Source organism: Schlesneria paludicola DSM 18645 (assembly GCF_000255655.1).
Classification (GTDB): domain Bacteria; phylum Planctomycetota; class Planctomycetia; order Planctomycetales; family Planctomycetaceae; genus Schlesneria; species Schlesneria paludicola.
Genome location: NZ_JH636435.1, coordinates 555,461 through 577,825, shown reverse-complemented (window position 1 = coordinate 577,825; position 22,365 = coordinate 555,461). Strand labels below are relative to the sequence as shown.

The 22,365-nt window shown below is 57.2% G+C and carries 12 protein-coding genes; 9 read left to right on the top strand and 3 right to left on the bottom strand.

The window, feature by feature from the left end:
- The first annotated feature begins 60 nt into the window (after window positions 1–60).
- From OSO_RS0119845 to OSO_RS0119810, 8 genes are all read left to right on the top strand, one after another.
- Window positions 61–438 (top strand): cupin domain-containing protein, encoded by a 378-nt coding sequence (locus tag OSO_RS0119845; protein WP_010584915.1) that lies wholly within the window; start codon window positions 61–63, stop codon window positions 436–438.
- A 228-nt stretch (window positions 439–666) separates the two neighbouring features.
- Window positions 667–3,693 (top strand): DUF1553 domain-containing protein, encoded by a 3,027-nt coding sequence (locus tag OSO_RS0119840; RefSeq protein ID WP_010584914.1) that lies wholly within the window; start codon window positions 667–669, stop codon window positions 3,691–3,693.
- A gap of 19 nt (window positions 3,694–3,712) precedes the next feature.
- Window positions 3,713–5,155 (top strand): DUF1501 domain-containing protein, encoded by a 1,443-nt coding sequence (locus tag OSO_RS0119835; protein ID WP_010584913.1) that lies wholly within the window; start codon window positions 3,713–3,715, stop codon window positions 5,153–5,155.
- Window positions 5,156–5,216: 61 nt separating this feature from the next.
- The gene (locus tag OSO_RS0119830) at window positions 5,217–8,048 is read left to right on the top strand and encodes a PSD1 and planctomycete cytochrome C domain-containing protein (RefSeq protein WP_010584912.1); all 2,832 of its coding nucleotides are present in this window, start codon (window positions 5,217–5,219) and stop codon (window positions 8,046–8,048) included.
- Window positions 8,045–9,478 (top strand): DUF1501 domain-containing protein, encoded by a 1,434-nt coding sequence (locus OSO_RS0119825; protein ID WP_010584911.1) that lies wholly within the window; start codon window positions 8,045–8,047, stop codon window positions 9,476–9,478. Before OSO_RS0119830 ends, OSO_RS0119825 begins: the two co-directional genes overlap by 4 nt.
- A gap of 111 nt (window positions 9,479–9,589) precedes the next feature.
- The gene (locus tag OSO_RS0119820) at window positions 9,590–11,008 is read left to right on the top strand and encodes a DUF1501 domain-containing protein (RefSeq protein ID WP_010584910.1); all 1,419 of its coding nucleotides are present in this window, start codon (window positions 9,590–9,592) and stop codon (window positions 11,006–11,008) included.
- A gap of 19 nt (window positions 11,009–11,027) precedes the next feature.
- Entirely contained in the window at window positions 11,028–13,388 is a 2,361-nt protein-coding gene (locus OSO_RS0119815) for a PSD1 and planctomycete cytochrome C domain-containing protein (protein ID WP_010584909.1), read from the top strand.
- Between the two features lie 4 nt (window positions 13,389–13,392).
- Entirely contained in the window at window positions 13,393–14,841 is a 1,449-nt protein-coding gene (locus tag OSO_RS0119810) for a DUF1501 domain-containing protein (protein ID WP_010584908.1), read from the top strand.
- A gap of 282 nt (window positions 14,842–15,123) precedes the next feature.
- On the opposite strand, the gene OSO_RS0119800 is transcribed toward OSO_RS0119810, so the two are convergent.
- From OSO_RS0119800 to gcvT, 3 genes are all read right to left on the bottom strand, one after another.
- A complete protein-coding gene (locus tag OSO_RS0119800; protein WP_010584907.1) occupies window positions 15,124–16,458 on the bottom strand; it encodes a dihydroorotase in 1,335 nt (444 codons plus the stop codon).
- Window positions 16,459–16,540: 82 nt separating this feature from the next.
- Window positions 16,541–17,812: a 3-keto-disaccharide hydrolase gene (locus OSO_RS0119795; RefSeq protein ID WP_010584906.1), complete on the bottom strand. Its 1,272-nt coding sequence runs from the start codon at window positions 17,810–17,812 to the stop codon at window positions 16,541–16,543.
- 66 nt (window positions 17,813–17,878) lie between these two features.
- A complete protein-coding gene (gene gcvT, locus OSO_RS0119790; RefSeq protein ID WP_010584905.1) occupies window positions 17,879–18,994 on the bottom strand; it encodes a glycine cleavage system aminomethyltransferase GcvT in 1,116 nt (371 codons plus the stop codon).
- A gap of 408 nt (window positions 18,995–19,402) precedes the next feature.
- On the opposite strand from gcvT, the gene OSO_RS49475 reads away from it, so the two are divergent.
- Window positions 19,403–22,324, top strand: coding sequence for a sulfatase-like hydrolase/transferase (locus OSO_RS49475; RefSeq protein ID WP_237729316.1), 2,922 nt, complete (start codon window positions 19,403–19,405; stop codon window positions 22,322–22,324).
- Window positions 22,325–22,365 lie beyond the last annotated feature (41 nt).

The following is a 22,365-nucleotide window of genomic DNA, read 5'->3' as shown; positions in this document are numbered from 1 at the left end:
GGATCGGGTTTGCCGTGACAATCGCCGCAGCGCACTTGTCACACAAGGGTGGAGAGCAACATGGGCTTCATCGATATTTCCGAGTATCAGCCGATCGAGCCAGTGCCAGGCTGCCGGATGCGGACACCATTCGGCAAGAACATGATGCTATCGTACCTGGAAATGGACCCCGGCTCCGAGGTTCCCATGCATTCCCACCCTCACGAGCAGGGTGGGATGCTGATCCAGGGGACGCTGCAATTGACGATTGGCGACGAAACCCGTTTATGCCAACCGGGGTCGATGTTCCTCATTCCGCCGAATGTGATGCATCGTGCGGTCGCGGTGGATGGAAAATGTGTCGTGCTTGACGTCTTCAGTCCTGTTCGCGAAGACTACGCGAAATTGACCAATACTTACATTCCACCCGTCGAAACTCCTTCCAGACCAATGGCTTAGCGGTACTGAGTGGCACCGGTAGTGTGACGTCTGGACGGACGGCCATGTTCTGCCAGGATCGTCATAAGCCAATTGATCCGCAGATTTTCTGTTGCGACATCTGCGGAATTGTCAAAGCGAGGCCCAAAAGGGGTACAAAAACGCAATTGAATCTTGGTAAACTTTGATGCGTGTCTGCCCACCACCGATCAGCCCATGATCGGCCTCGCCCGCGGATGAGACCTGCCGATGCTGTTGCGCCAACCTTGTACTCCGCTATTGATCATTCTTTCTCTGCTGATGGCCGGAAGTTCTGGCGATTCGGCTGACTTTCAACGTGATATTCAGCCGATCCTGGCGGAACATTGCACGCTGTGCCACGGTGTCGACGCCGCTGATCGGAAAAGTGGTCTCCGGCTTGATCAACGCGACGGAGCACTTAAAGGCGGTGAATCCGGAATCGCCGCGATCGTCCCCGGCTCGCCAGAGATGAGCGAACTAATGAAACGCGTCACCTCCGCCGACCCGGATGCGGTGATGCCACCTCCCAGCCACAACAAGCCGTTGTCCGCGAAAGAGATCTCGCAACTGAGCGAATGGATCAAAGATGGTGCGAAGTACGAATCGCACTGGGCGTTCGTTCCACCGCAGAAGACCGATCTGCCAAAAAACGACGCACAAAATCCCATCGATGCGTTCGTCGTCTCGCATCTCAAAGACCAGGGCATGTCGCTGACGGCCAAAGCGCCTTCTTCGATGCTCTGCCGCCGGATCTATCTCGATCTGATCGGATTGCCGCCATCCCCTCAGGAACTGAAGGACTTCGAACTGCACGGTGTCGCCGCGACCGTAGAGAAGTTGCTGAAAAGCGAACGATTCGGTGAAAAGTGGGCACGCCCGTGGCTTGATGCGGCGCGATACTCAGACACGAATGGCTACGAAAAGGACATGCCGCGCGAGCAGTGGGTTTGGCGTGATTGGGTGATTGACGCGGTCAATCGTGATATGCCTTACGACCAGTTCCTGATCGAGCAATTGGCAGGCGATCTGCTTCCCAACCCGACGCAGCAGCAGATCATCGCCACCGGCTTCCTTCGCAACAGCATGATCAATGAAGAAGGGGCGATTGTCGCCGAACAGTTTCGAATGGCCGAGATGTTCGACCGAATCGACTGTCTTGGAAAAGCCGTCTTGGGACTGACTGTGCAGTGCGCCCAATGCCATTCGCACAAATTTGATCCGTTCACACATGACGAGTATTATGGCCTGTTCGCGTTCCTGAATACCTCGTACGAAGCACAGTCGTGGGTCTACACGCCCGAGCAAGAGCAGCAGATTCGCGAGATTCACCGGCGCGTTCGTGAGGCGGAAGAACGCTTTCGATCGATGCGGCCACAGTGGGAAACGGAACTCGCGACTTGGTCGAAGGTCCTGGTTGAGCAGCAACCCGCATGGGAACCGCTGATCGCGACGGAACTCGGGACAATCAGTGGCCTGAACCATCCGACGCAGGAAGCGGACCATTCCCTGCTCATGAAAGGTCACCCCAGCGCCGACGTCTTTATGATCTCGGCACCCGTCCTGGAAGGGGCGACGGGATTGCGTTTGGAAGCACTTCCACACCGCGACTTGCCACACAATGGTCCCGGGCGAAGTAAGTTCGGGACCTGGGCGATCAATGAGTTCGAAGCGTTTGTCAAAAAGCCTGATGCCAAAGATTGGGAAAAGGTGAAGCTGGTCAATGCAACCAGCGACTTCTCGCAGCCTGAACAGAAACAGGCGGATGGAAAAAAGGTCACGGGGCCTGTTGCGCACCTAATCGATGGCACCGATGACACCAGCTGGAATGCCGATCGCGGAGTCGGACGCCGAAACCAAGCATCAGTGGCCGTCGTTCAGTTTGAACATCCACTTCATGTTCCCGAGGGAACCCAGTTGAAATTGGCATGGCGCATGGGTGACATGGTCGGCTGCTTGCGATTTAGCCTGACGAAGGGGCCCGCACCAGTCGCGCCTGCTGCGAATCATGCGGCGGTGCTCGCGCTGTCGGTTCCAGAAGCGGAACGAACTCCAGAACAGTCGGCCGCGATTTTTGCCGCCTGGCGATCCAGCATTGCGGACGCGAAACCGGTCACGGACGAGATCGAGGCTCTCTGGAATACATTCCCACAGGCGGCCACGTCGGTCCTACACCTTGCCGAACAATCGCCCGCGGTACGCCGGCAAACTCATCAACTGAGTCGAGGTGAATGGGATCAGCCGCAACAGGCGATCGAACCGCACACACCGGCAGTTTTCCATTCCTGGCCTCAGAATGCCGAACGCAACCGTTTGGAATTTGCGCGCTGGCTTGTCGATCCCCGTTCGCCATTGACCGCTCGCGTTGCCGTGAACCGCGTCTGGCAATCGATTTTCGGAACGGGACTCGTCGAAACGTCGGATGACTTTGGAACCCGAGCCCCTGTTCCCGAGTATCGTCACCTTTTGGATTGGCTGGCAGCTGATTTCGTGGAGCATGGCTGGAGTCACAAGCGGCTGATTCAAATGATCGTCAGTAGTGATGTTTACCAGCAATCGTCACAGGCGAGTCCCGCCTTGTTGGAGCGCGATCCGCGCAACATATTGCTCGCGCGTGGACCGCGTTTCCGTGCCGAGGCGGAAGTCGTGCGTGACATCGCACTGTCGGTATCGGGACTCATGACGCACAAGCGGGGCGGACCAAGCATCATTCCGCCGGTTCCTCAGAACGTGCTGGATATCAATTACGTCTATCCCGCGTATTGGAAGCCTGCTGAAGGAGCCGAACGCTACCGACGTACCGTGTATGGATTCCGCAAACGGTCAATGCCCGATCCCGTGATGTCGAACTTCGACGCGCCCAATGGGGATTTTGCCTGTGCGCGTCGCTCTCGCTCCAACACGCCGTTGGCGGCATTAACAAGTCTGAACGAAACCATCTTTGTCGAAGCGGCACGAGCATTCGCCCTGCGAGTCTTGCGCGAGGCTGGACCCAACGACGTTGATCGGGCCAGCTATGCCTTCTTCCTTTGTACCTCACGCCCGCCGAATGCGGATGAACAAGCCGCGATTCTGGATCTACTGCAGTCGCGGCGTCAGCGAATCGCCGAAGGGTGGCTCAACCCGCGAGAAATTACGACGGGCGATCCGGCGAAACTGCCAGAACTCCCCAGCGCCGCCACACCTCAAGACGCCGCCGCGTGGACGTTGACGGCACGCGTTCTGTTGAACCTCGACGAGACGATCACCAAGAAGTAAATGCCTCGATTTCAGTGAGATGTTTCCAATGAATTTGCTTCAAGAATTGAAACAGGCGTCAGCACAGTACCTGACACGACGCTGGTTCTTCCGCGATTGCGGGGTGGGACTGGCCGGGCTGGCTGCCGGCTCGCTTTTGTCGCGCGATCTCCACGCGAAAGAAACGTCGCTTGCCAATCCGCTGGCGCCACGGCGGCCCCATTACGCCGCAAAGGCCAAACGCGTCATCTACATTTTTCAGGCAGGTGCTCCCAGCCATTTGGAGCTGTTCGATCACAAGCCCGAATTGACGAAGCACAATGGTCAACTGCCGCCAGCCGACCTCTTGAAGGGGTATCGCGCCGCGTTCATCAATCCGAACTCAGCTCTTCTTGGTCCCAAGTTCAAATTTGAACGGCACGGACAGTGCGGAATGGAACTGAGCGAGGTGCTGCCGCACACCGCAAAAATCGCCGATGATATTTGCTTGATTCGAACGATGAACACCGAGGCTGTGAATCATGCTCCCGCGCAGATCATGATGAACTCGGGCTCTCAACAATTCGGCCGTCCCAGTTTTGGTTCCTGGACGCTATACGGATTGGGCAGTGAGTCCGAAGATCTTCCTGGTTTTGTGGTGCTGACCAGTGCCAAAGGAACCAGCGGCGGCGCCAGTAACTATGGTTGTGGCTTCATGCCGACGATGTATGCGGGCACACCGTTCCGCGGTGCCGGCGATCCGGTCCTCTATCTGTCGAATCCCGCCGGTGTCGACAATGAAACGCAACGCGCATCACTCGACACGCTCAATCGACTGAATGCGGAAGCGGTCAAGTCGGATCTGGACCAGGATCTGGCGGCGCGGATGCATAGCTACGAAATGGCGTACCGGTTGCAGACGAGTGCTCCTGAACTGATGGACCTCAGCAGCGAGTCGAAAGAAACGCTCGACAGCTATGGCATCAAATCACCGAAGGATTCGACATTCTCACGGAACTGCCTGTTGGCACGTCGGCTGATTGAACGCGGTGTTCGTTTCGTACAATTGTTCCACGAGGCTTGGGACCAGCACGGAAATCTGACGGCGGGCGTCAAGCAGAATGCCATTGATACGGATCAGGCCAGCGCGGCGCTTGTCATGGACTTAAAGCAGCGTGGACTGCTGAAAGACACGCTGGTGATCTGGGGTGGTGAATTCGGGCGTACGCCGATGGTGCAAGGCGGCAGCGATGGTCGTGACCATCACAATCGGTGCTTCAGTATGTGGCTTGCCGGCGGCGGGGTGAAACCGGGATACACGCATGGCAAGACCGACGATCTGGGTTTCAACGTCGCTGAAAATCCCGTTCACGTCCACGATTTGCATGCCACGTTGCAACATCTGCTTGGTTTCGATCACACGCGCCTGACCTATCGGTCCCAGGGACGCGATTTCCGGTTGACCGATGTGCATGGCCGCATCGTGAACGAAATCCTTGCATAGAATCATGGGACAATTTCTAGTGTCGTTCGATAGATGAGTACCGTTGATGGAAGTTGGTTGCATGGCGCAGCGAATCCGCTTGAAAACATTCGGCGTGGCGGTTTGGACGTTTGTCGGCCTGACGGCGGTCTGCTGTCAAACTCAACCCGCCCGGGCGGATGAACCGGATTCGGCGGCGATCGAGTTCTTCGAAAAGCACGTTCGGCCGCTGCTTATCAAGCATTGCTACGAGTGTCATACGACACGTGAGCCGAAAGGGGGATTGGCTCTGGATACACGGGCGGGCGTCTTAAAAGGCGGCGATTCCGGGCCGGCCATCGTCCCGAGTGAATCCGAAAAGAGTCGTCTGATCGACGCCGTGCGCTATCAGAACTCGGATTTGCAAATGCCGCCGAAAGGACGCATTCCCGCGACGGATATCGAAATTCTCGAAAAATGGGTCGCCATGGGTGCGCCCGATCCGCGTACCGAACTCGTCGAAGGTGGGGGCGCGCCGGGTCCGACGGGAATGAGCATCGAAGACGGCCGCCAGTTCTGGTCGTTCAGACCGGTCGTAAAGCCGATCGCGCCCGAGGTGCGTGATCATGCCTGGGTTAAGACGCCTGTCGATGCGTTCGTGCTCGCGCAGCTCGAAGCCAAGGGGTTAAAGCCCGCCCCCCCCGCCGACAAACGAACGCTCATTCGTCGTGTCACGTTTGACCTGATTGGCCTCCCGCCAACTCCAGAAGATGTCGACGCGTTTCTTGCGGACGAATCCTCAACCGCCTTCACCACCGTCGTTGAACGCTTGTTGAAGTCGCCAGGTTATGGTGTTCGCTGGGGGCGGCACTGGCTTGACGTCGCACGCTATGCAGATTCGAACGGACTCGATGAGAATCTTGCGTTCGGAAATGCCTGGCGCTATCGCGACTATGTCGTCAACGCATTCAACCAGAATAAACCTTTTGATCGCTTTCTGATCGAACAACTGGCGGGAGACTTGCTTTCCGACGCCAATCAGGAATCGCAAACCGCAACCGGCTTCTTGGTGTTGGGTGCGAAGGTTCTGGCCGAGCCTGATCGGAATAAGCTTGAGATGGATACCATCGACGAGCAACTGGATACGACCGGCAAAGCCTTTCTGGGGATGACGCTGGGATGTGTGCGCTGTCACGACCATAAGTTCGATCCGGTCAAGCAGTCGGAGTACTATGGGCTGGCCGCGATCTTCAAGAGCACCAGAACCTTTGCGGATTCGAATACGGGCGCAATCAAGCATTGGAATGAATACAGCTTTGCGACCGAAACAGAACTGGCCAGTTTGAAAGAGGTTGACAAGCAGATTGCCGACAAGAAGGCAGTGGCGTCGGCGTACAAGAACGCGGCCATGTCGCGCCTGCGTGATGAGATTCGTGCAAAGGCTACCGACTACCTCGTCGCGGCGGCAGGGTTTGAACCCAGCATGTCGTTGTCGCAAGTTGCGTCAATTGCCGCGCCGCGTGGCCTGCATCCAAGAACTTTGCATCATTGTCGACTGCACTTGTCGTATCGTCGCGATGATGATGTGTTAGGCAAGTGGCATGAATTTGTTGCCGAGGGCAATCTCGCTGGAATCGCTGAACACTTCCGTCCACTCTTTGCTGAAGCCGAAGCTGCGCTCGCCACAGCGCGTGAGGCAGATCCCAAGGCGGCAAAACTGAGCGACTCGCGACTCGAGCGTGTTCGTGAAGTTTTGTATGACCCCTCTGGATTCCTGGCCGTTCCGCCAAAACCCGAATTTGCGTTCGACGAGCAAACTCTGCGTGAGTATCACCGCCTGTCGGAAGAGGCTCGGATTGTCGAGAGTAACGCGCCAGATGCGGCGTCCGCGATGGGGGTCAGCGACGGGACGGTTGCCGTCAGCCTGCCAATCCATATCCGGGGCAGTCATCAGAACCTCGGCACATCAGTTCCTCGCGATGTGCCACATGTGATGCTGCCAGAAGGTCGCCCCTTCGTGGTGCCCACCGAGCGTAGCGGTCGCCTCGAACTGGCGCAGTGGATGGCGAGTGGACAGCATCCGTTGACGGCACGTGTCTACGTGAATCGAATCTGGCGTTGGCACTTTGGTGCGGGGCTTGTCGCATCGACCGAGAATTTCGGAAAACTTGGCGATCGCCCCACCCACCCTGAACTGCTGGATTGGCTGGCCAGTACGTTCGTCGAGGGTGGATGGTCGACGCAGGACATGCACCGGCTCATTCTGTCGTCAAATACCTATTTAATGTCATCGTCGCATCCCGATGAGGCGAACGCATCACAAGTTGATCCGGAAGATCACCTCTACTGGAAATTTCGCCTGCAACGGCTCGACGCCGAGCAGATTCGTGACGCTGTTCTGAAGGTCTCAGGGCGATTGGATGAATCGGTCGGAGGGAAGTCGGTTCCACTTCGCAATCGCCAGTTCGTCTTCGATCATACATCGATCGATCACACAAAATACGACAGCTTGCGAAGGGCGCTCTACTTGCCCGTCATTCGCAATAATCTCTATTCGTTGTTTGAGCAGTTTGACTTTCCTGACCCGACGATGCCAACCGGCAGCCGGAATTCCACGACCGTGGCGCCGCAGGCCCTGATCATGATGAACTCGGAGCTTGTGATGGATTCGGCTGCTGAATTTGCGCGGCAGTTGCTTGAGCAACCAATAGACGATGCGGCCCGCGTTCGTCGCGGCTATGAACGAGCCCTCAGTCGTGTGCCGACCGACACCGAAACCAATCGAGTTCTGGCATTCGTCACGAACCTGAGCAATCAACCTGTTTCTTCTGCGACCAGTGATAAGGACAGTCCTCCCGTAGACGCTCGACAGCGTGCGTGGACGCTGTTCTGTCAAAGTCTGTTTGCGAGCAATGAGTTTCTGTTTGTGAGATGAACATGCATGACGATTATTTGCGACCGTCGCGCCGTCAACTGTTGAAGACTTCCGCCGTGGGTTTCGGACATCTCGCGTTCACGGCGTTGTTGAGTCAGTCCGGCCAAGCGAATGAGGTTCGTGCCGCGCGTCCAGATCCGCTGGCGGCTAAGCCTGCTCATTTTGCGCCGCGAGCGAAGCGGATCGTCTTTCTCTTCATGAAGGGCGGACCATCGCATGTCGATACGTTCGATCCAAAGCCGCTGCTTGACCGGGATCATGGAAAAGAACCGCCATTCGCGCTGCCGAAGATTACATTCGCCAAGCAGGGAAATCTGCTGAAATCACCCTGGAAGTTTCGAAACTATGGACAAAGCGGACTTCCCGTCAGTGATTTGTTTCCAAACGTTGCCAGGCATGTGGATGATCTCTGCATCCTTCGATCGGTCCATGGGACGAATCCCGCACATGGCGGAGCGCTTTTGAAGCTTCACACTGGCAGCGATCAATTCGTTCGTCCCAGCCTGGGCTCTTGGGTGACGTATGGGCTCGGGACAGAGAATCAGAACTTGCCCGCGTTCGTCACGATCTGCCCGACCCTCGCTCACGGGGGCGTCAACAACTGGGGTGCCGCATTCCTGCCGGCGTATTGCCAGGGAACACCGATCGGCAATGCCGCCGTCAGTGCTCGACAGGCAACCGTCAAGCACATCCGAAACGCGCGCATCGATTCCGACGTGCAACGACGGCAACTCGATCTGATCAGCGCGATGAATCACAATCATCTCGACATGGCGGGGCATGATCAGGTGCTCGAAGGACGGCTCAATTCTTTTGAATTGGCCTATCGCATGCAATCGGCGATGCCAGAGATCCAGGATTTGGCGAGTGAGACGGATACGACAAAGACTCTGTATGGCATTGATGACCCATTGACCGAGAACTTCGGACGCCAGTGCCTGATGGCGCGACGATTTCTGGAACGAGGTGTTCGTTTTGTTCAGGTCACGCACAGCGACAGCGAGGTGCAGTGGGATCAACACGGCGACCTTTATCAGGGCCACACGAAGAATGCTGCTGAGGTCGACAAGCCGATTGCAGGTTTTCTACAGGATCTGAAGTCACGAGGCTTGCTGAAAGACACACTGGTTCTTTGGGGTGGAGAGTTTGGCCGGACGCCGACGGCACAGGGGACCGACGGCCGCGATCACAATCCTCACGGCTTCACGATGTGGATGGCGGGCGGAGGTGTGAAAGGTGGTCTTGCTTATGGAGCGACTGACGACTACGGCTACTACGCTGTCGAGAACAAGATGCACATTAATGATCTGCACGCGACGATCTTGCATCTTTTGGGCCTTAATCACGAGCAACTGACCTATCGCTATGCCGGACGAGATTTTCGCTTGACCGATGTGGCGGGGCATGTTGCGAACGACATCCTGGCATAAAAACCTCAGACGCCGTTTTAAGACCACGTCTTGGATGTGGGCGGCAAATGTGACAGACTGAGGACCGGCGGTGGCAGGTTTCTGACAGGCGATCAACGGGAGTTCACAGATATGCTGAGTGTTCTCGGACGCGGCGCGACTCTCTGTGATGGCGTCAGCCGTCGTGAAATCTTACGAGCAGGCGGATTGTCATTGCTAGGACTCGGCATGCCACGCTGGCTCGCGGCAAAAGACGGGGGTGGCGGCAATCGTTCGTCACGCGCCAAATCGGTGATCTTGTTCAATCTGCTGGGTGGACCCTCACACATTGACATGTTCGACTTGAAGCCGGATGCCCCAGTAGAGATTCGTGGGGAATTCACCGGAATCAACACCTCGGTTCCGGGACTCAGTATCTGTGAACTGATGCCGCGACTGTCGCAGTGGATGCACAAAGCGACTTTAATTCGCACGTTCAGTCATATGTTCAATTCGCACGATCCACTGCCGATCATGACGGGCTTCACGGACGACAAGCCGTCCGCCCAGGCCTTGCCCACCGATCCGCCGGACATCGGGGCGATCTGCCAGTATCTGGGAATGGGCCCCAATGATCTTCCAGGGGCGGTCTGCATGCCCTGTTTTCCTGGCTCCGGGCAGAAGGGACATCGTCGTCGTGGACCGTACGGAGGCTTCCTTGGAAAGCAATACGATCCCGTGTTCACGCTGTGCAAGCCCACGTTTGAGCGAGAGCCGAAGTTTGCCGACTATGATCCCGTGATGCCGATCGGGCAGCCCTTCCCTCCGACAGCGGATTCGCTGCCTGAAATGTCGATTCAAAGGTTGGATGGCCGGAAGTCACTCGTTGCGCAGATCGATCGCAATTTTGCTCTGGCTCAGTCGTCGCGCGCGATCGACACGATGAGCGACGCTCAGCGGCGTGCATTCCTCATGCTGACGTCCGACCGAGCCCGCGATGCCTTCGATCTGAATCTCGAGTCGAATGCGACGCGTCAGGCCTACGGTCAGAATCTGGTGGGGTCGAGCCTGCTCATTGCGCGGCGGCTAGTGGAGTCGGGTGTGCCCTACATCAGCGTGCATCAAGAGATTTTCGATCACTATGGTCATGCCTATGACATGCATTCGAATAATTTCGGGATGCTCAAGAATTTGAATCTGCCGCTGTTGGATCAGGTGATTCCCGCATTGCTGTCCGATCTTGACGCACGTGGGCTGCTCGATTCGACATTGGTTGTGGTCATGGGTGAGATGGGCCGTACACCAAAAGTGAACGGAACAGCGGGCCGAGACCACTGGCCTCAATGTGGATTCAGCCTGCTCATCGGCGGCGGAGTTCAACAAGGGCTTGTCTACGGAACCACGGACAAGATTGGCGCCTATCCGACGTCGAACGCGGTGTCTCCTGCCGATCTGGTCGCCACGATCTATGAACTGATGGGAATCAATCCGCATCTGACGGTCCCAGATCGTACCGGGCGACCGATTGAGATCGCCCACGGTGGCGAACCGATCCGGGCCATCATCAGTTGAGTCTGTCAGCGGAGGTCTCATGCTCAGCCGAACGACGATCTTGGGCACGATCTGCCTGCTGACGACGATCACGTCCGATGTCGTGGCACAGTCACGGACAATCGATTTTGATCGCGATGTCCGACCGATTCTGTCGGCGCATTGCGCGCACTGTCATGGTCCAGACCAGGGAACGCGCGAGGCGAATCTGCGACTCGACACCCGCGCCGGACTATTCGGACAGTCAGAAGGCGGTGGGCACGTCATTGTTCCCAAATCCCTTGATCAAAGTGAACTGTACCGCCGCATTTCGACGACCGACGCCACAACTCGCATGCCGCCCCTGGATGGGGGGAAGCCGCTTTCAGAAGAGCAGATCACGACGTTGCGCCTCTGGATCGAACAAGGTGCCGCTTGGCGCGGCCATTGGGCCAATGAACCAATCGCCCGCCCTGCCGTGCCATCGGTCGAACCGGCGTCGGTCGACAATCCGATCGACGCATTCCTGATCGCCCGATGGAATCGCACGGCGTTGTCCTCTGCTGTTGAAGCCGATCGAGTGACGCTTGCGCGGCGAATCAGTTTCGATCTGACTGGCTTACCGCCGCTGGAACTCGATCCGGTAGCGAGTGGCCCCGATTGGTATCAGCGCGAAGTGGACCGGTTGCTTTCGTCACCCCGATTTGGCGAACGGATGGCGGTCTATTGGCTCGATCTGGTGCGGTACGGTGATTCGTGTGGCTATCACAGCGACAATGATCAACAAATTTCACCTTATCGTGACTATGTGATCGGTGCGTTCAATCGAAACTTGGCGTTTGACCAATTCACGCGGGAACAGCTTGCGGGTGATCTTCTGCCCAACCCCACTCTGGATCAGCAGATTGCCACAGGATTTAATCGACTGAGCAAATCCACGGAAGAAGGTGGGGCGCAAGAGAAAGAGTATCTCGCCAAAGCGTTTGGCGACCGGGTGCGTACGGTCTCAGGAGTCTGGCTCGCCGCCACCTTAGGATGCGCTGAATGCCACGATCACAAGTACGATCCGCTTTCGGCACGCGATTTCTACAACCTGGGCGCCTTCTTTGCCGACATCCAGGAACGCGGAGTCTATTCCGGCGGCGGACGTCGCGACCCCGAATTGTCTCTGCCGACGAAAGAGCAGGCCGACGAGCTAAACCGACTGAAAGAGGAACTGGAAAACGCGAAAGAACGACGCCAAGCGACCACAACTTCGGGGCAGGTCGCTGATCCTGACCTCGAAACAGAGATCAAGCAACTGGAAAAAAAGCGGAAAGACCTTGAAGGACGAATTGCACGAACGCTCGTCACGGTGTCCGTTTCACCGCGTCAGATTCGCATCCTTCCTCGTGGGGATTGGCAGAGTGAGACGGGTGAGGTCGTTGAGCCATCGGTGCCTGCGGTATTTGCGGCGGCGAATGTCGCGGGCCGCCGACAGACTCGGCTCGACCTGGCCGAATGGCTGATGCAACGAGAGAATCCGCGAACGGCGCGCGTCTTCGTCAATCGGATTTGGAAACTCTATTTCGGTACAGGCCTGGCCAAGAACCTCGATGATCTCGGTGCTCAAGGCGAATCTCCGGTGCATCCGGAACTGCTCGATTGGCTGGCCAGTGAATTCATCGACAGTGGCTGGGATGTGAAACGACTGGTGCGGACGATGGTCACGAGCCACGCCTATCAATTGAGTTCCATCCCGACGCCTGAACAACTGCGGATCGATCCCAAAAACCGTTTGCACGCACGTCAGTCCCGGTGGCGGCTGGATGCTGAGTTTCTCCGTGACAACGCACTGTCGGTGAGCGGACTGTTGGTCGAGCGGTTAGGAGGCCCCAGCGTAAAGCCGTACCAACCTGACGGATATTGGGAGTTCTTGAACTTCCCCAAGAGGACCTGGCAGGCCTCATCGGGTTCGAATCAGTATCGTCGCGGGCTCTACACACACTGGCAGCGGACATTCCTTCATCCCGCCCTGCTCGCGTTCGATGCGCCCAGTCGTGAAGAATGCACAGCCGATCGAGTGCCGTCCAATACGCCCAAGTCAGCGTTGGCGCTTCTCAACGATCCCAGCATGGTCGAGGCCGCGCGCGAGTTCGCCGTCCGCATTATCAATGAGGGCGGAAGCGCCGATAATGATCGTATTCAATGGGCGTGGCGGATCGCGTTGTCGCGAAAACCTGACGCGTATGAGTCTGCGGCGATCGCAAATCTGCTCACGGCCAATCGATCACGGTATCAGGCAGATGATGCGGCGGCCATCGCGTTGCAGACCGTGGGACAGCCCTCCGTGCCTCCAGCGTCGTCGAGCGCGGAATGGGCCGCGTGGACGTCCGTTGCCCGCGCGATCTTCAACTTGCACGAATTCACCACCAGGAATTAACGGGATGTTGTCCATGGAAATGAACCACACCATGTGCCACCGCCGAACGTTCTTGGCCCGCGCGTCCCTGGGATTGGGGGCCGCCTCGCTGGCGACGTTGTCGAGTGCGTTCGCGGCAAATTCCGGGGCGAAGGTCAATGCGATTGCGCCGGGATTGAGTGGACTACCTCATTTCCCCGCGCGGGCCAAACGCGTCATTTTCCTCTGTATGGCCGGTGGTCCGTCGCACCTTGAAACGTTCGATCACAAGCCAAAGCTGGCGGAACTGCACGGACAGCCGATGCCGGAATCGGTAACCCAAGGACAACCAATCGCCCAGCTTCAAGGGCAAAAATTGCTTTGTCAGGCTCCCATGTTCAAGTTCAGTCGGCATGGCGAATCCGGACAAGAAATCAGCGAGATTCTGCCGCAAATCGGTTCGATTGCCGACGACATTTGTATCGTTCGCTCGTTACATACCGATCAGATCAATCACGATCCGGCACATACGGTGATGAATACCGGCACCTCCATCTCCGGGCGTCCCAGCATGGGGGCGTGGGCGACGTACGGGTTGGGCAGCGAATGCGCTGATCTTCCTGGGTTTGTCGTTCTCACCAGTACCAGCCAGGATGGTCGAAGTCCACAACCGATCGCAGCCAGGCAATGGCACAGCGGCTTTTTGCCGAGTCGGTTTCAGGGGGTGGCGTTTGCGTCACACGGAGACCCGGTGCACTATCTGGGAAATCCACCGGGCGTCACGCGGGCACAGCAGCAGCAGTTGGTCGAAACGGTTTCGGGACTCGATGCCTATCGCAATCGGGGACAAGTCGACCCCGAGGTCGATACGCGCATTGCGCAGTACGAAATGGCATTTCGAATGCAGATGAGTGTTCCGGAATTGCGTGACATTTCGCAAGAACCTCAGCACGTCCTCGATTTGTACGGTTTGAAGGAAGCGGACGGATCCTTTGCTTACAACTGTTTGTTGGCACGGCGGCTGGCCGAACGAGGGGTACGGTTTATTCAGCTCTATCATCGCGACTGGGATCATCACAATGATCTGGTCCGATACATGGGCGTCTCGGCTCGTGACTGCGACAGCGCGACAGCAGCCCTGGTCCGGGATCTCAAGCGATTGGGAATGCTCGACGAGACATTGATCGTCTGGGGCGGCGAATTCGGGCGTACGCCGATGGCGCAATCGAATAAGGGCAATGTCGGACGCGATCATCACATGCGGGCTTTCAGCATGTTCTTATGCGGGGGGGGGATTAAGCCCGGAATCACGCACGGCGCAACCGACGAATTCGGCTATCACGCCACGGAAGACATCGTCCATGTGCATGACTTGCACGCCACGATGCTGCACCTGTTGGGAATCGATCACAAGCGTTTGACCTATCCGTATCAAGGCCGCGATTTCCGCCTGACAGACGTCGAGGGGCATGTCGTCCACAAGATCCTGGCCTAGTGGCGTTCCAAATCAACTCACGTTCGATGAATTTGTTAGGCCCAAAGCGGATGGCGACGACAGCCATATTGCCTGGTATCTGCCAGTGAAAATTCTGACGGAAGCGTCCTGCGTTCATCGAGAACCTGGCAACAATAGCCCCGCTGGGCACGATTCAAGACCGCCTTCGACGTTGGCTCAGGACGAAACGGAAGCTGGCGGACAGTCGCATTGTTCCACCAACTAATTGATTGCTCATCCGCCTTTGTGAATCCCTTGATCGAATCGCGACTTTCGGCTGAGTCACTCCGGCTTGTAATTCCAGTACCCACCGCGGCTGTGATCGTATTCGATTTCTCGGCCGCGGATTGATTCGTCGAACTGGCCATCCAGGTAAACAGTGTGTCCATGTACCAGGGTCCGCACGGGCCAACCTTGTAACGCGACACCGTGCCAGGGGCTCCATCCGCATTTGGTCTGCTGATTCTCGTTGCGGATCGTCTGCTTCTTTCCCAGGTCCACCAGTACCAGATCCGCGTCGTAGCCTTCTGCGATCCGTCCCTTCCCGACCATGTCCCAAACTCGCGCAGGGGCGTCACACATCCAATGGACGACGCTTTCCAGCGAACAGATTCCCGCGTTGACGCAGTCCAGCATCAAGGCCAGCGAGTTCTCGACGGCGGGCAATCCCGATGGCGATTTCGGATAGGGTTGCTGCTTCTCTTCGAGAGTATGCGGAGCGTGGTCGGTCGCGACGACCTGAATTCGGCCGTCCTTCAGAGCACGCCACAGTCCTTCGTTGTCATCCGAGGTCTTGATCGACGGATTCATCTGGACGAGCGATCCCAACCGTTCGTAATCATCTACGTTGAAATAGAGATGATGTGGACACACTTCGGCCGTGATCAGTCCCTGCGGGGCCCGCAATAGCTCCGTTTCCGCAGCAGTTGAGACATGCAGCACATGGAATCGATGCTGGTGCCGAACCGCCAGATCGATGGCACGCTTCGTCGCAATGACGGCGGCGTTCACGTCACGGATCAGTGAATGATCTTCGTACTTCGTACCGCCCCCCAGCCGCTCGCTGTTGGCGCGGACCGTGGCTTCGTCTTCACAGTGCGCACAGATCGGCAGTGTGGTTTCGGCGAAAATCCGTTCGAGCGCCGCCTGTTGGTCGACCAGCAAGTCCCCGGTGCTCGACCCAATGAAAATCTTGATCCCGGGTGTCCGCGTCACCTGCTGCAGTTCTTCGACATTGTTCGGTGTTGCACCGATGTAGAAGCCATAATTCACCAGGCACTTGCTGCTGGCCAATTCCAACTTTTCGTGCAGACGTTCTCGCGTGATCGTGGCCGGTTTGGTATTGGGCATCTCCAGAAACGACGTCACGCCCCCTTTCGCGCACGCACGCGTGGCGGTGTAGAGGTCTTCCTTGTGCGTCAAACCTGGATCACGAAAGTGAACCTGGTCGTCGATGACCCCCGGAATCAGCATCAAGTCATCGGCGCGAATCGTTTCATCAGCATGCGCCGTCGTGGGCGGATCGATCCCGAGAATCTTGCCGTCTTCAAGCAGAAGGTCCACGCGCGACAGGCCAGTGGGAAGTACACACGTTGCGCCGGAGATTCGAGTTCGCACTGGGATGTTGCCTCGTGATTCAGGGATCGATGAGTGTTGGAACTTGTATTAACGATTTCAATCGAGCGAACTGTTGGCGTCGCTATTTCTGGTCTGGCGACTTTTCTGACGGCTTCTGCACGTCTGCTTTGTCTACGGCAGGTTTCGCGTCGACCGATTTTGCGTTGGGAACCTCGACAGCGCTGCCGACACGAATATTCTTGAACTGGACCACCGTACTATGGTTTTGCAGTCCAAGAAAGCCCTTAAGTGATCGCAGGCTGAGTTGAGGATTCTCGTCTGCGGTAACTTGCGCCACCTGGACGCCATTGTGCCAGGTGGTGATCTGCTGGCCACGGCAGTTGATTTCGAGAGAATTCCATTCGCCGAGCGGTCGAGCGTTATGCGGCGAGGCCCCTTTGAAGTCGTAGATCGAGGCGTTGTACTGAAAATCTTTCAGCACCGCATGTTCAGGGGCGGTGTCATCGAGAATCTGGATCTCAATTCCCGCGGGTGGTTGCGTGTCATCGTCTCGGTGATGATTGCCATTTTCCGGCACGCGAATATAGACCCCGCTATTGGTTCCGGCGGACGCCAAGTAGTCCAGTCGTAGGTTGAAGTCGTCGTACTCAGCCGCCGAACGCAACCACGGGCCCTTCTTCTTGCCCGTACACGAGAGCAATCCGTCTGTCACCGTCCATGATTCTTCGGCTGCGCCATTCACGCCGGTCCAGCCGGTCAAATCTTTTCCGTTGAACAGGGATTGATAACCCAGCTCCACAATCTCGATGTTGCGCAGCAGAAACTGTCCACCATTGGGCACTTCAACCTGGAATCCCAGGCATCCTTCGGGATCTTGCAATCCGGTGGCTTCCCAGGCGGGCCGACCGTTGATTTTGAGTGACACGTTTTCACCCACGACTCGCAGATCGAAAACGTTCCATTCCCCTGCCGGCTTGACCAGTCCACGACTTTTGGCAGAGGGAAGATTGGGGATATTGCCTTCGTGACCGTCCAGCAGATTGACCTGATAGCCCGTCCGCGGAAATGGTTTGCCGTCCTGCGAGGCACGTATATAAATCCCCGCGTCGTACTCCGCCGCTTTCAACGTTTTCCATTCGACATGCATTTCGAAATCGCGAAGCCGCGAATCATGACGCAGCCAACCGAGTCCCGATTTAAGGCGAATACATCCTTCGATGACATCGACTTCGCATCCGTTCTCGGACGTCCACCCGTTCAACGTCTTTCCGTCGAACAACGACCGTCGATAACCGACTGGTTCATCGCCGCGACTCTCGCCAATCAGGGTTACAATCGCGACAACGACGCAGTTGAGAAACTGCCGAATCAGTGTGGATCTCGATGAATTCATGGTCGAACGATTTCCTCTGACGGGTGAGTTCAAACACGGCTCTGCCGCGACGATTTGCCAGTGCGCTTATGGCTTTCGTTTATAGAACGGCAATGCAACCACCTCTGCGGGCTCTCGCTTGCCGCGTATGTCGATTTCGACGTGCGTTCCCACGCTCGCGTGAGCCGAGGCGAGATACGCCATGGCAATGGACTGTTCGAGCGTCGGCGAGAACGTTCCTGAGGTGACGACACCAATCTTTTCGGAATCGATGTAGACGTCACTGTGTTCCCGCGCGATCCGCCGTGATGACAGCTTCAACCCAACGCGTTTGGGACGATCTGGAATCGCATCGTATCGAATCAGTGAATCGCGACCGACGAAGTCATGCTTGTCAAGTTTGACCGCGAATCGCAGGCCGGCCGTCAACGGATTCACCTGCTCTGACAACTCATGTCCGTAGAGCGGCATCGCCGCTTCCAGCCGCAAGGTGTCGCGACAGCCAAGTCCGCACGGTTTGATTCCTGCCGCTGCACCTTCAGTCAGCAATTGGTCCCAAAGCGCAACCGCCTGAGCATTGTCGACGATGATCTCAAATCCGTCTTCGCCCGTGTATCCCGTACGGCTGACAAATGCCGGTTGACCTTGCACTGTCGCGGCGCGGCCGGTGTAGTACTTCATTGATGTCAGGTCGGTACCGAGAACCGTGTTCACCAGTGGTAACGCGTGCGGCCCTTGAACGGCTAGCATCGCGGTTCGTTCGGTGTCGTCAGCCACCACGACGTCGAGCGTGCCTGTGTTGGACGACAGATGACGTTGCTGTTCTTCGATCCAGGCAACAATCTTGTCGCGATTGCTGGCATTCACGACCAGGCCGAATGAATCATTGGTGATGCGATTGACGAGAATGTCGTCGAGAACCCCGCCTGCGGCGTTGCAGACCAGTCCATACCGAATCTGCCCGTCGATCAGATCGTCCACGCGGCATGTCAACAGATATCCCAGCAACTTTGCCGCATCTGGGCCGCTAAAATGCAGGCGACCCATGTGAGAAATATCAAAGAGCCCGACGGCGCTGCGCACGGTCTGATGCTCGTCCACGATGCTCGTGTACTGCACTGGCATTTCCCAGCCGCCAAATTCCACCATGCGTCCGCCATGACTGCGATGCCAGTCAAATAGCGGTGTGAGACGTAACGTCATCCTGTTGTCCTTTAAGGCGATTCATTCCACGTGTACGATCTTGGCCTCCGCATCCACCTTGCACGTTTGCCGATTCGTCATCCACCATTTCGGTGGTCGCCTAAAATGCGGACGTTGTGGTGGGAATGCGTGGGCAGGATTTAGAGAGATTCAACCGTCTTCAGGAGCATGACGTTGAAAACGGGATTCGGCAAGATTCGACAAGCGGTTTCGGCGCACTTTCAAGCCCTCGCAGGTCTCCGATGGTGGGACGGGTTTGCAAGCGAGTTGTCAGATGGACACGGCATAAGCAATTTGCCGCGTGACCTGAGTGCGCCGCCCCCGCGGATGTCGGGGAATCATCGGAGCCCCGATTCCCGCCCAGCAATCCTTGTACAAGAAAATCTCCTTGCCTTGAACACTTCATGCTTGCTCCGTTTGTTTGCAATCGCCTTTCTCGGTTTGCTGACGGCTGGCGTATCGCCCGCGACGGCTGAGGAATCCCGTCCCAATGTGATCGTGATCGTTGTCGACAACCTGGGCTGGGCCGATCTGGGTTGCTACGGCAGCAAGTTCCACAAGACCCCGAACATCGATCGCCTGGCTCAACGAGGCATTCGCTTTACGCAGGCCTATGCCGCCGCCCCGATTGGTCAGCCGACTCGCGCCGCGATCCTGACCGGTCGCTACCCCCAACGCATGAACCTGACGGCCTCGGTCGCGGCCGATCCGCACGATTCGAAACGACGACTCACGCCTCCCGATGTCGCAAAAGCGCTGCCGCTGGAGGAGGTCACGATTGCCGAAGCGTTGAAGGCTGCCGGATATGCAACCGGCTGTATCGGAAAATGGCATTTGGGCGGCGAAGGATTCGGACCGAAGGAACAGGGCTTTGATGTCAGCGTGGCCGCAGCGGCAACGGGGGCCATCTACAGCGACTTCGCTCCCTATGTGGACGTTGATGGCAAACCGATCCCCGGTCTTGAACAGGCCCCTGCAGGGGAATACCTGACGGACCGCTTGGCTCTGGAAGCCGCCAAGTTCGTCAAGTCGCATCAAGCCAAGCCGTTTTTTCTGTACCTGCCTCACTTTGCGGTCCACTTGCCTGCCGCGGTCAAGCCCGAGATCCAGGCTCGATATGGCGAGATGCCCAATTCGCCCAATGGAAAGCAGATCAATCCTCTTTACGCCGCGCTTCTCGAAAGTCTCGATCAGGCGGTCGGACACCTCGAGCGGACGCTCGACGAGCTGGATCTTAGCCGCAAAACGCTGATCATCCTGACCTCCGACAACGGCGGTGCTTGCAATCATCGCGGTCAGATCGTTCCCGCGACTTCGAATGCACCACTACGTGATGGCATGGGGCACCTGCATGAAGGTGGAATTCGTGTACCCTTGATCATCAAGGGCCCGGGACTCGCCAAGACTGGCGATGCCAACACGACCGTCGTGTCCTGTCTGGATCTCTTTCCCACGATTCTTGAAGCCTGTCTGGTTCCTCAATCACCGGCCGTTTCGAGTTCCAAAATCGACGGACAGAGTTTACTGCCTCTGCTCCGCGGAAGCGGCCCACTGACGCGAGACGCGATTTACTGGCACTACCCCCATTACAACGTCAATGATGGTGCCAAGCCCGGCGGTGCAGTTCGTCAGGGGGATTGGAAACTCATCGAGTTCTTCGAAACTGGCCGGCGCGAGCTGTTCAACGTCGCGGCGGAACCGGGCGAATCGGCGAACCTGATCGAGAAGCATGCAGACGTTGCCGATCGGTTATCCGCATCGCTGAAACGCTGGCGGGAGTCTGTCGGGGCACGACTTCCTGCGCCGAATCCCAACTATCAGCCAAACCTGCAACTGGACGATGGCACGGTCACACTACATTCGAGTACCGCGGATGTCGAAGGGGTGATGCTGCGGTACGAGCCGCTTCCGAACAAAGACACACTGGGATATTGGGTTCGACAAGAAGACTGGGCACGGTTCGAGTTCACGCTGAAGCGGCCTGGTCGCTTTCATGTGGTGGCGAATGTTGGTTGCGGTACCGCGGGCGGAAGTCTGGTCGACTTTGTCGTCGGCGAACATTCCCTGTCGTTGAAAGTTCCCGCAACGGGGCATTTCCAGAACTTCCTGCCACAGGATTTAGGGCTCGTCACGTTCGAGAAGGCCGGCCGCTTTACTCTTGACGTCAAGCCTCGCGTCAAAGACGGGGTTGCGGTCATGGATCTCCGGCAGATCGAATTGAGGCCCGTTTCAGTGGCCGAGATGCTACCCGATCTGCATCTGCTGCATCCGTTCTGGAAATCGTCCGTCGTCTATCGTGAGAGCGCCATTTGTGTTAACGACGGCGTGAATCAGCCGGCCACCGCGAAATTGCTTTTTCCCGCGACCAGGATTATCGCCGTGCAAGCGGCAAACGGATTGCGAGCCTTTCAGTCGGGAACTGACTTTCAGGTGGCCGAGAACAGACAGCAATTGGTGCGCGCCGAGACGTCGCCCATTCCCGTGTTGAAATCGACGGATCTTTTCATGCCCAAGGGCGCTCGTCCGGTTTGGACGGGGGGCCCAGATTCCGCTGTGCCGTGTGCGTTGCCGCATAAGGTCGGAGATCCGGAAACACATATCCTGTTCGACAATGGTCACTGGTTCCATGACCAGCAGATTGAAGTCACTTACGAGCGAGCGGGCGAAGCATGGCCCACAGTCGTTCCCAAGTTTGATCCAGAGCATTTGCCAAAGACCATCGCGCGACTGAAGGCAAAGCAGCCACTGAAAATTGCCGTCAGTGGCGACAGCATTTCGTTCGGATTGAATGCTTCGGGACTTGTCGGGGCTCCGCCGTTCATGCCGATGTATCCCGATCTTGTCGCCGCGCAGCTCCGCGCCAGTTACGGGGGCGACATCACTCTCGTGAATCGCGCGATCGGGGGCTGGGGCGTTCCCAACGGTATCGCTGACCTGGATGCGTTACTCGCCGTACAGCCGGATCTGGTGATCATCGCGTACGGCATGAACGATGTCGGACGACGAAATCCGGACGGATATCAGGCGGGCATCCGCGACATGCTGACCCGCATCAAGGCCGCCCGGCCCGATGCGGAAGTGATTTTGGTCGCGACAATGGTGGGCAACGATCAGTGGGTACACACCCCGCGTGAGATGTTTCCCGAATATCGCGATCGCTTGATACAACTTACGGGCGAGGGCATTGCGCTGGCGGATCTGACATCGATTTGGACCGAAATGCTGCGACGAAAACGCGACTGTGACCTGACCGGAAATGGCGTCAATCACCCCAGCGATTTCGGCCATCGCGTCTACGCTTCGGCAATTCTGTCGCTGCTCGTGGAATAGCGCAATCGCGGATGCAGTGCGCGGCACGTTTCCCCGGTCCG

Coding starts and splice junctions, on each gene's coding strand:
- OSO_RS0119825 (WP_010584911.1), top strand. CDS start 8,045: ATGAACATGCATGACGATTATTTGCGACCGTCGCGCCGTCAACTGTTG.
- OSO_RS0119795 (WP_010584906.1), bottom strand. CDS start 17,812: ATGAATTCATCGAGATCCACACTGATTCGGCAGTTTCTCAACTGCGTC.
- gcvT (WP_010584905.1), bottom strand. CDS start 18,994: ATGACGTTACGTCTCACACCGCTATTTGACTGGCATCGCAGTCATGGC.
- OSO_RS0119845 (WP_010584915.1), top strand. CDS start 61: ATGGGCTTCATCGATATTTCCGAGTATCAGCCGATCGAGCCAGTGCCA.
- OSO_RS0119820 (WP_010584910.1), top strand. CDS start 9,590: ATGCTGAGTGTTCTCGGACGCGGCGCGACTCTCTGTGATGGCGTCAGC.
- OSO_RS0119810 (WP_010584908.1), top strand. CDS start 13,393: ATGTTGTCCATGGAAATGAACCACACCATGTGCCACCGCCGAACGTTC.
- OSO_RS0119835 (WP_010584913.1), top strand. CDS start 3,713: ATGTTTCCAATGAATTTGCTTCAAGAATTGAAACAGGCGTCAGCACAG.
- OSO_RS0119815 (WP_010584909.1), top strand. CDS start 11,028: ATGCTCAGCCGAACGACGATCTTGGGCACGATCTGCCTGCTGACGACG.
- OSO_RS0119830 (WP_010584912.1), top strand. CDS start 5,217: ATGGCGCAGCGAATCCGCTTGAAAACATTCGGCGTGGCGGTTTGGACG.
- OSO_RS0119840 (WP_010584914.1), top strand. CDS start 667: ATGCTGTTGCGCCAACCTTGTACTCCGCTATTGATCATTCTTTCTCTG.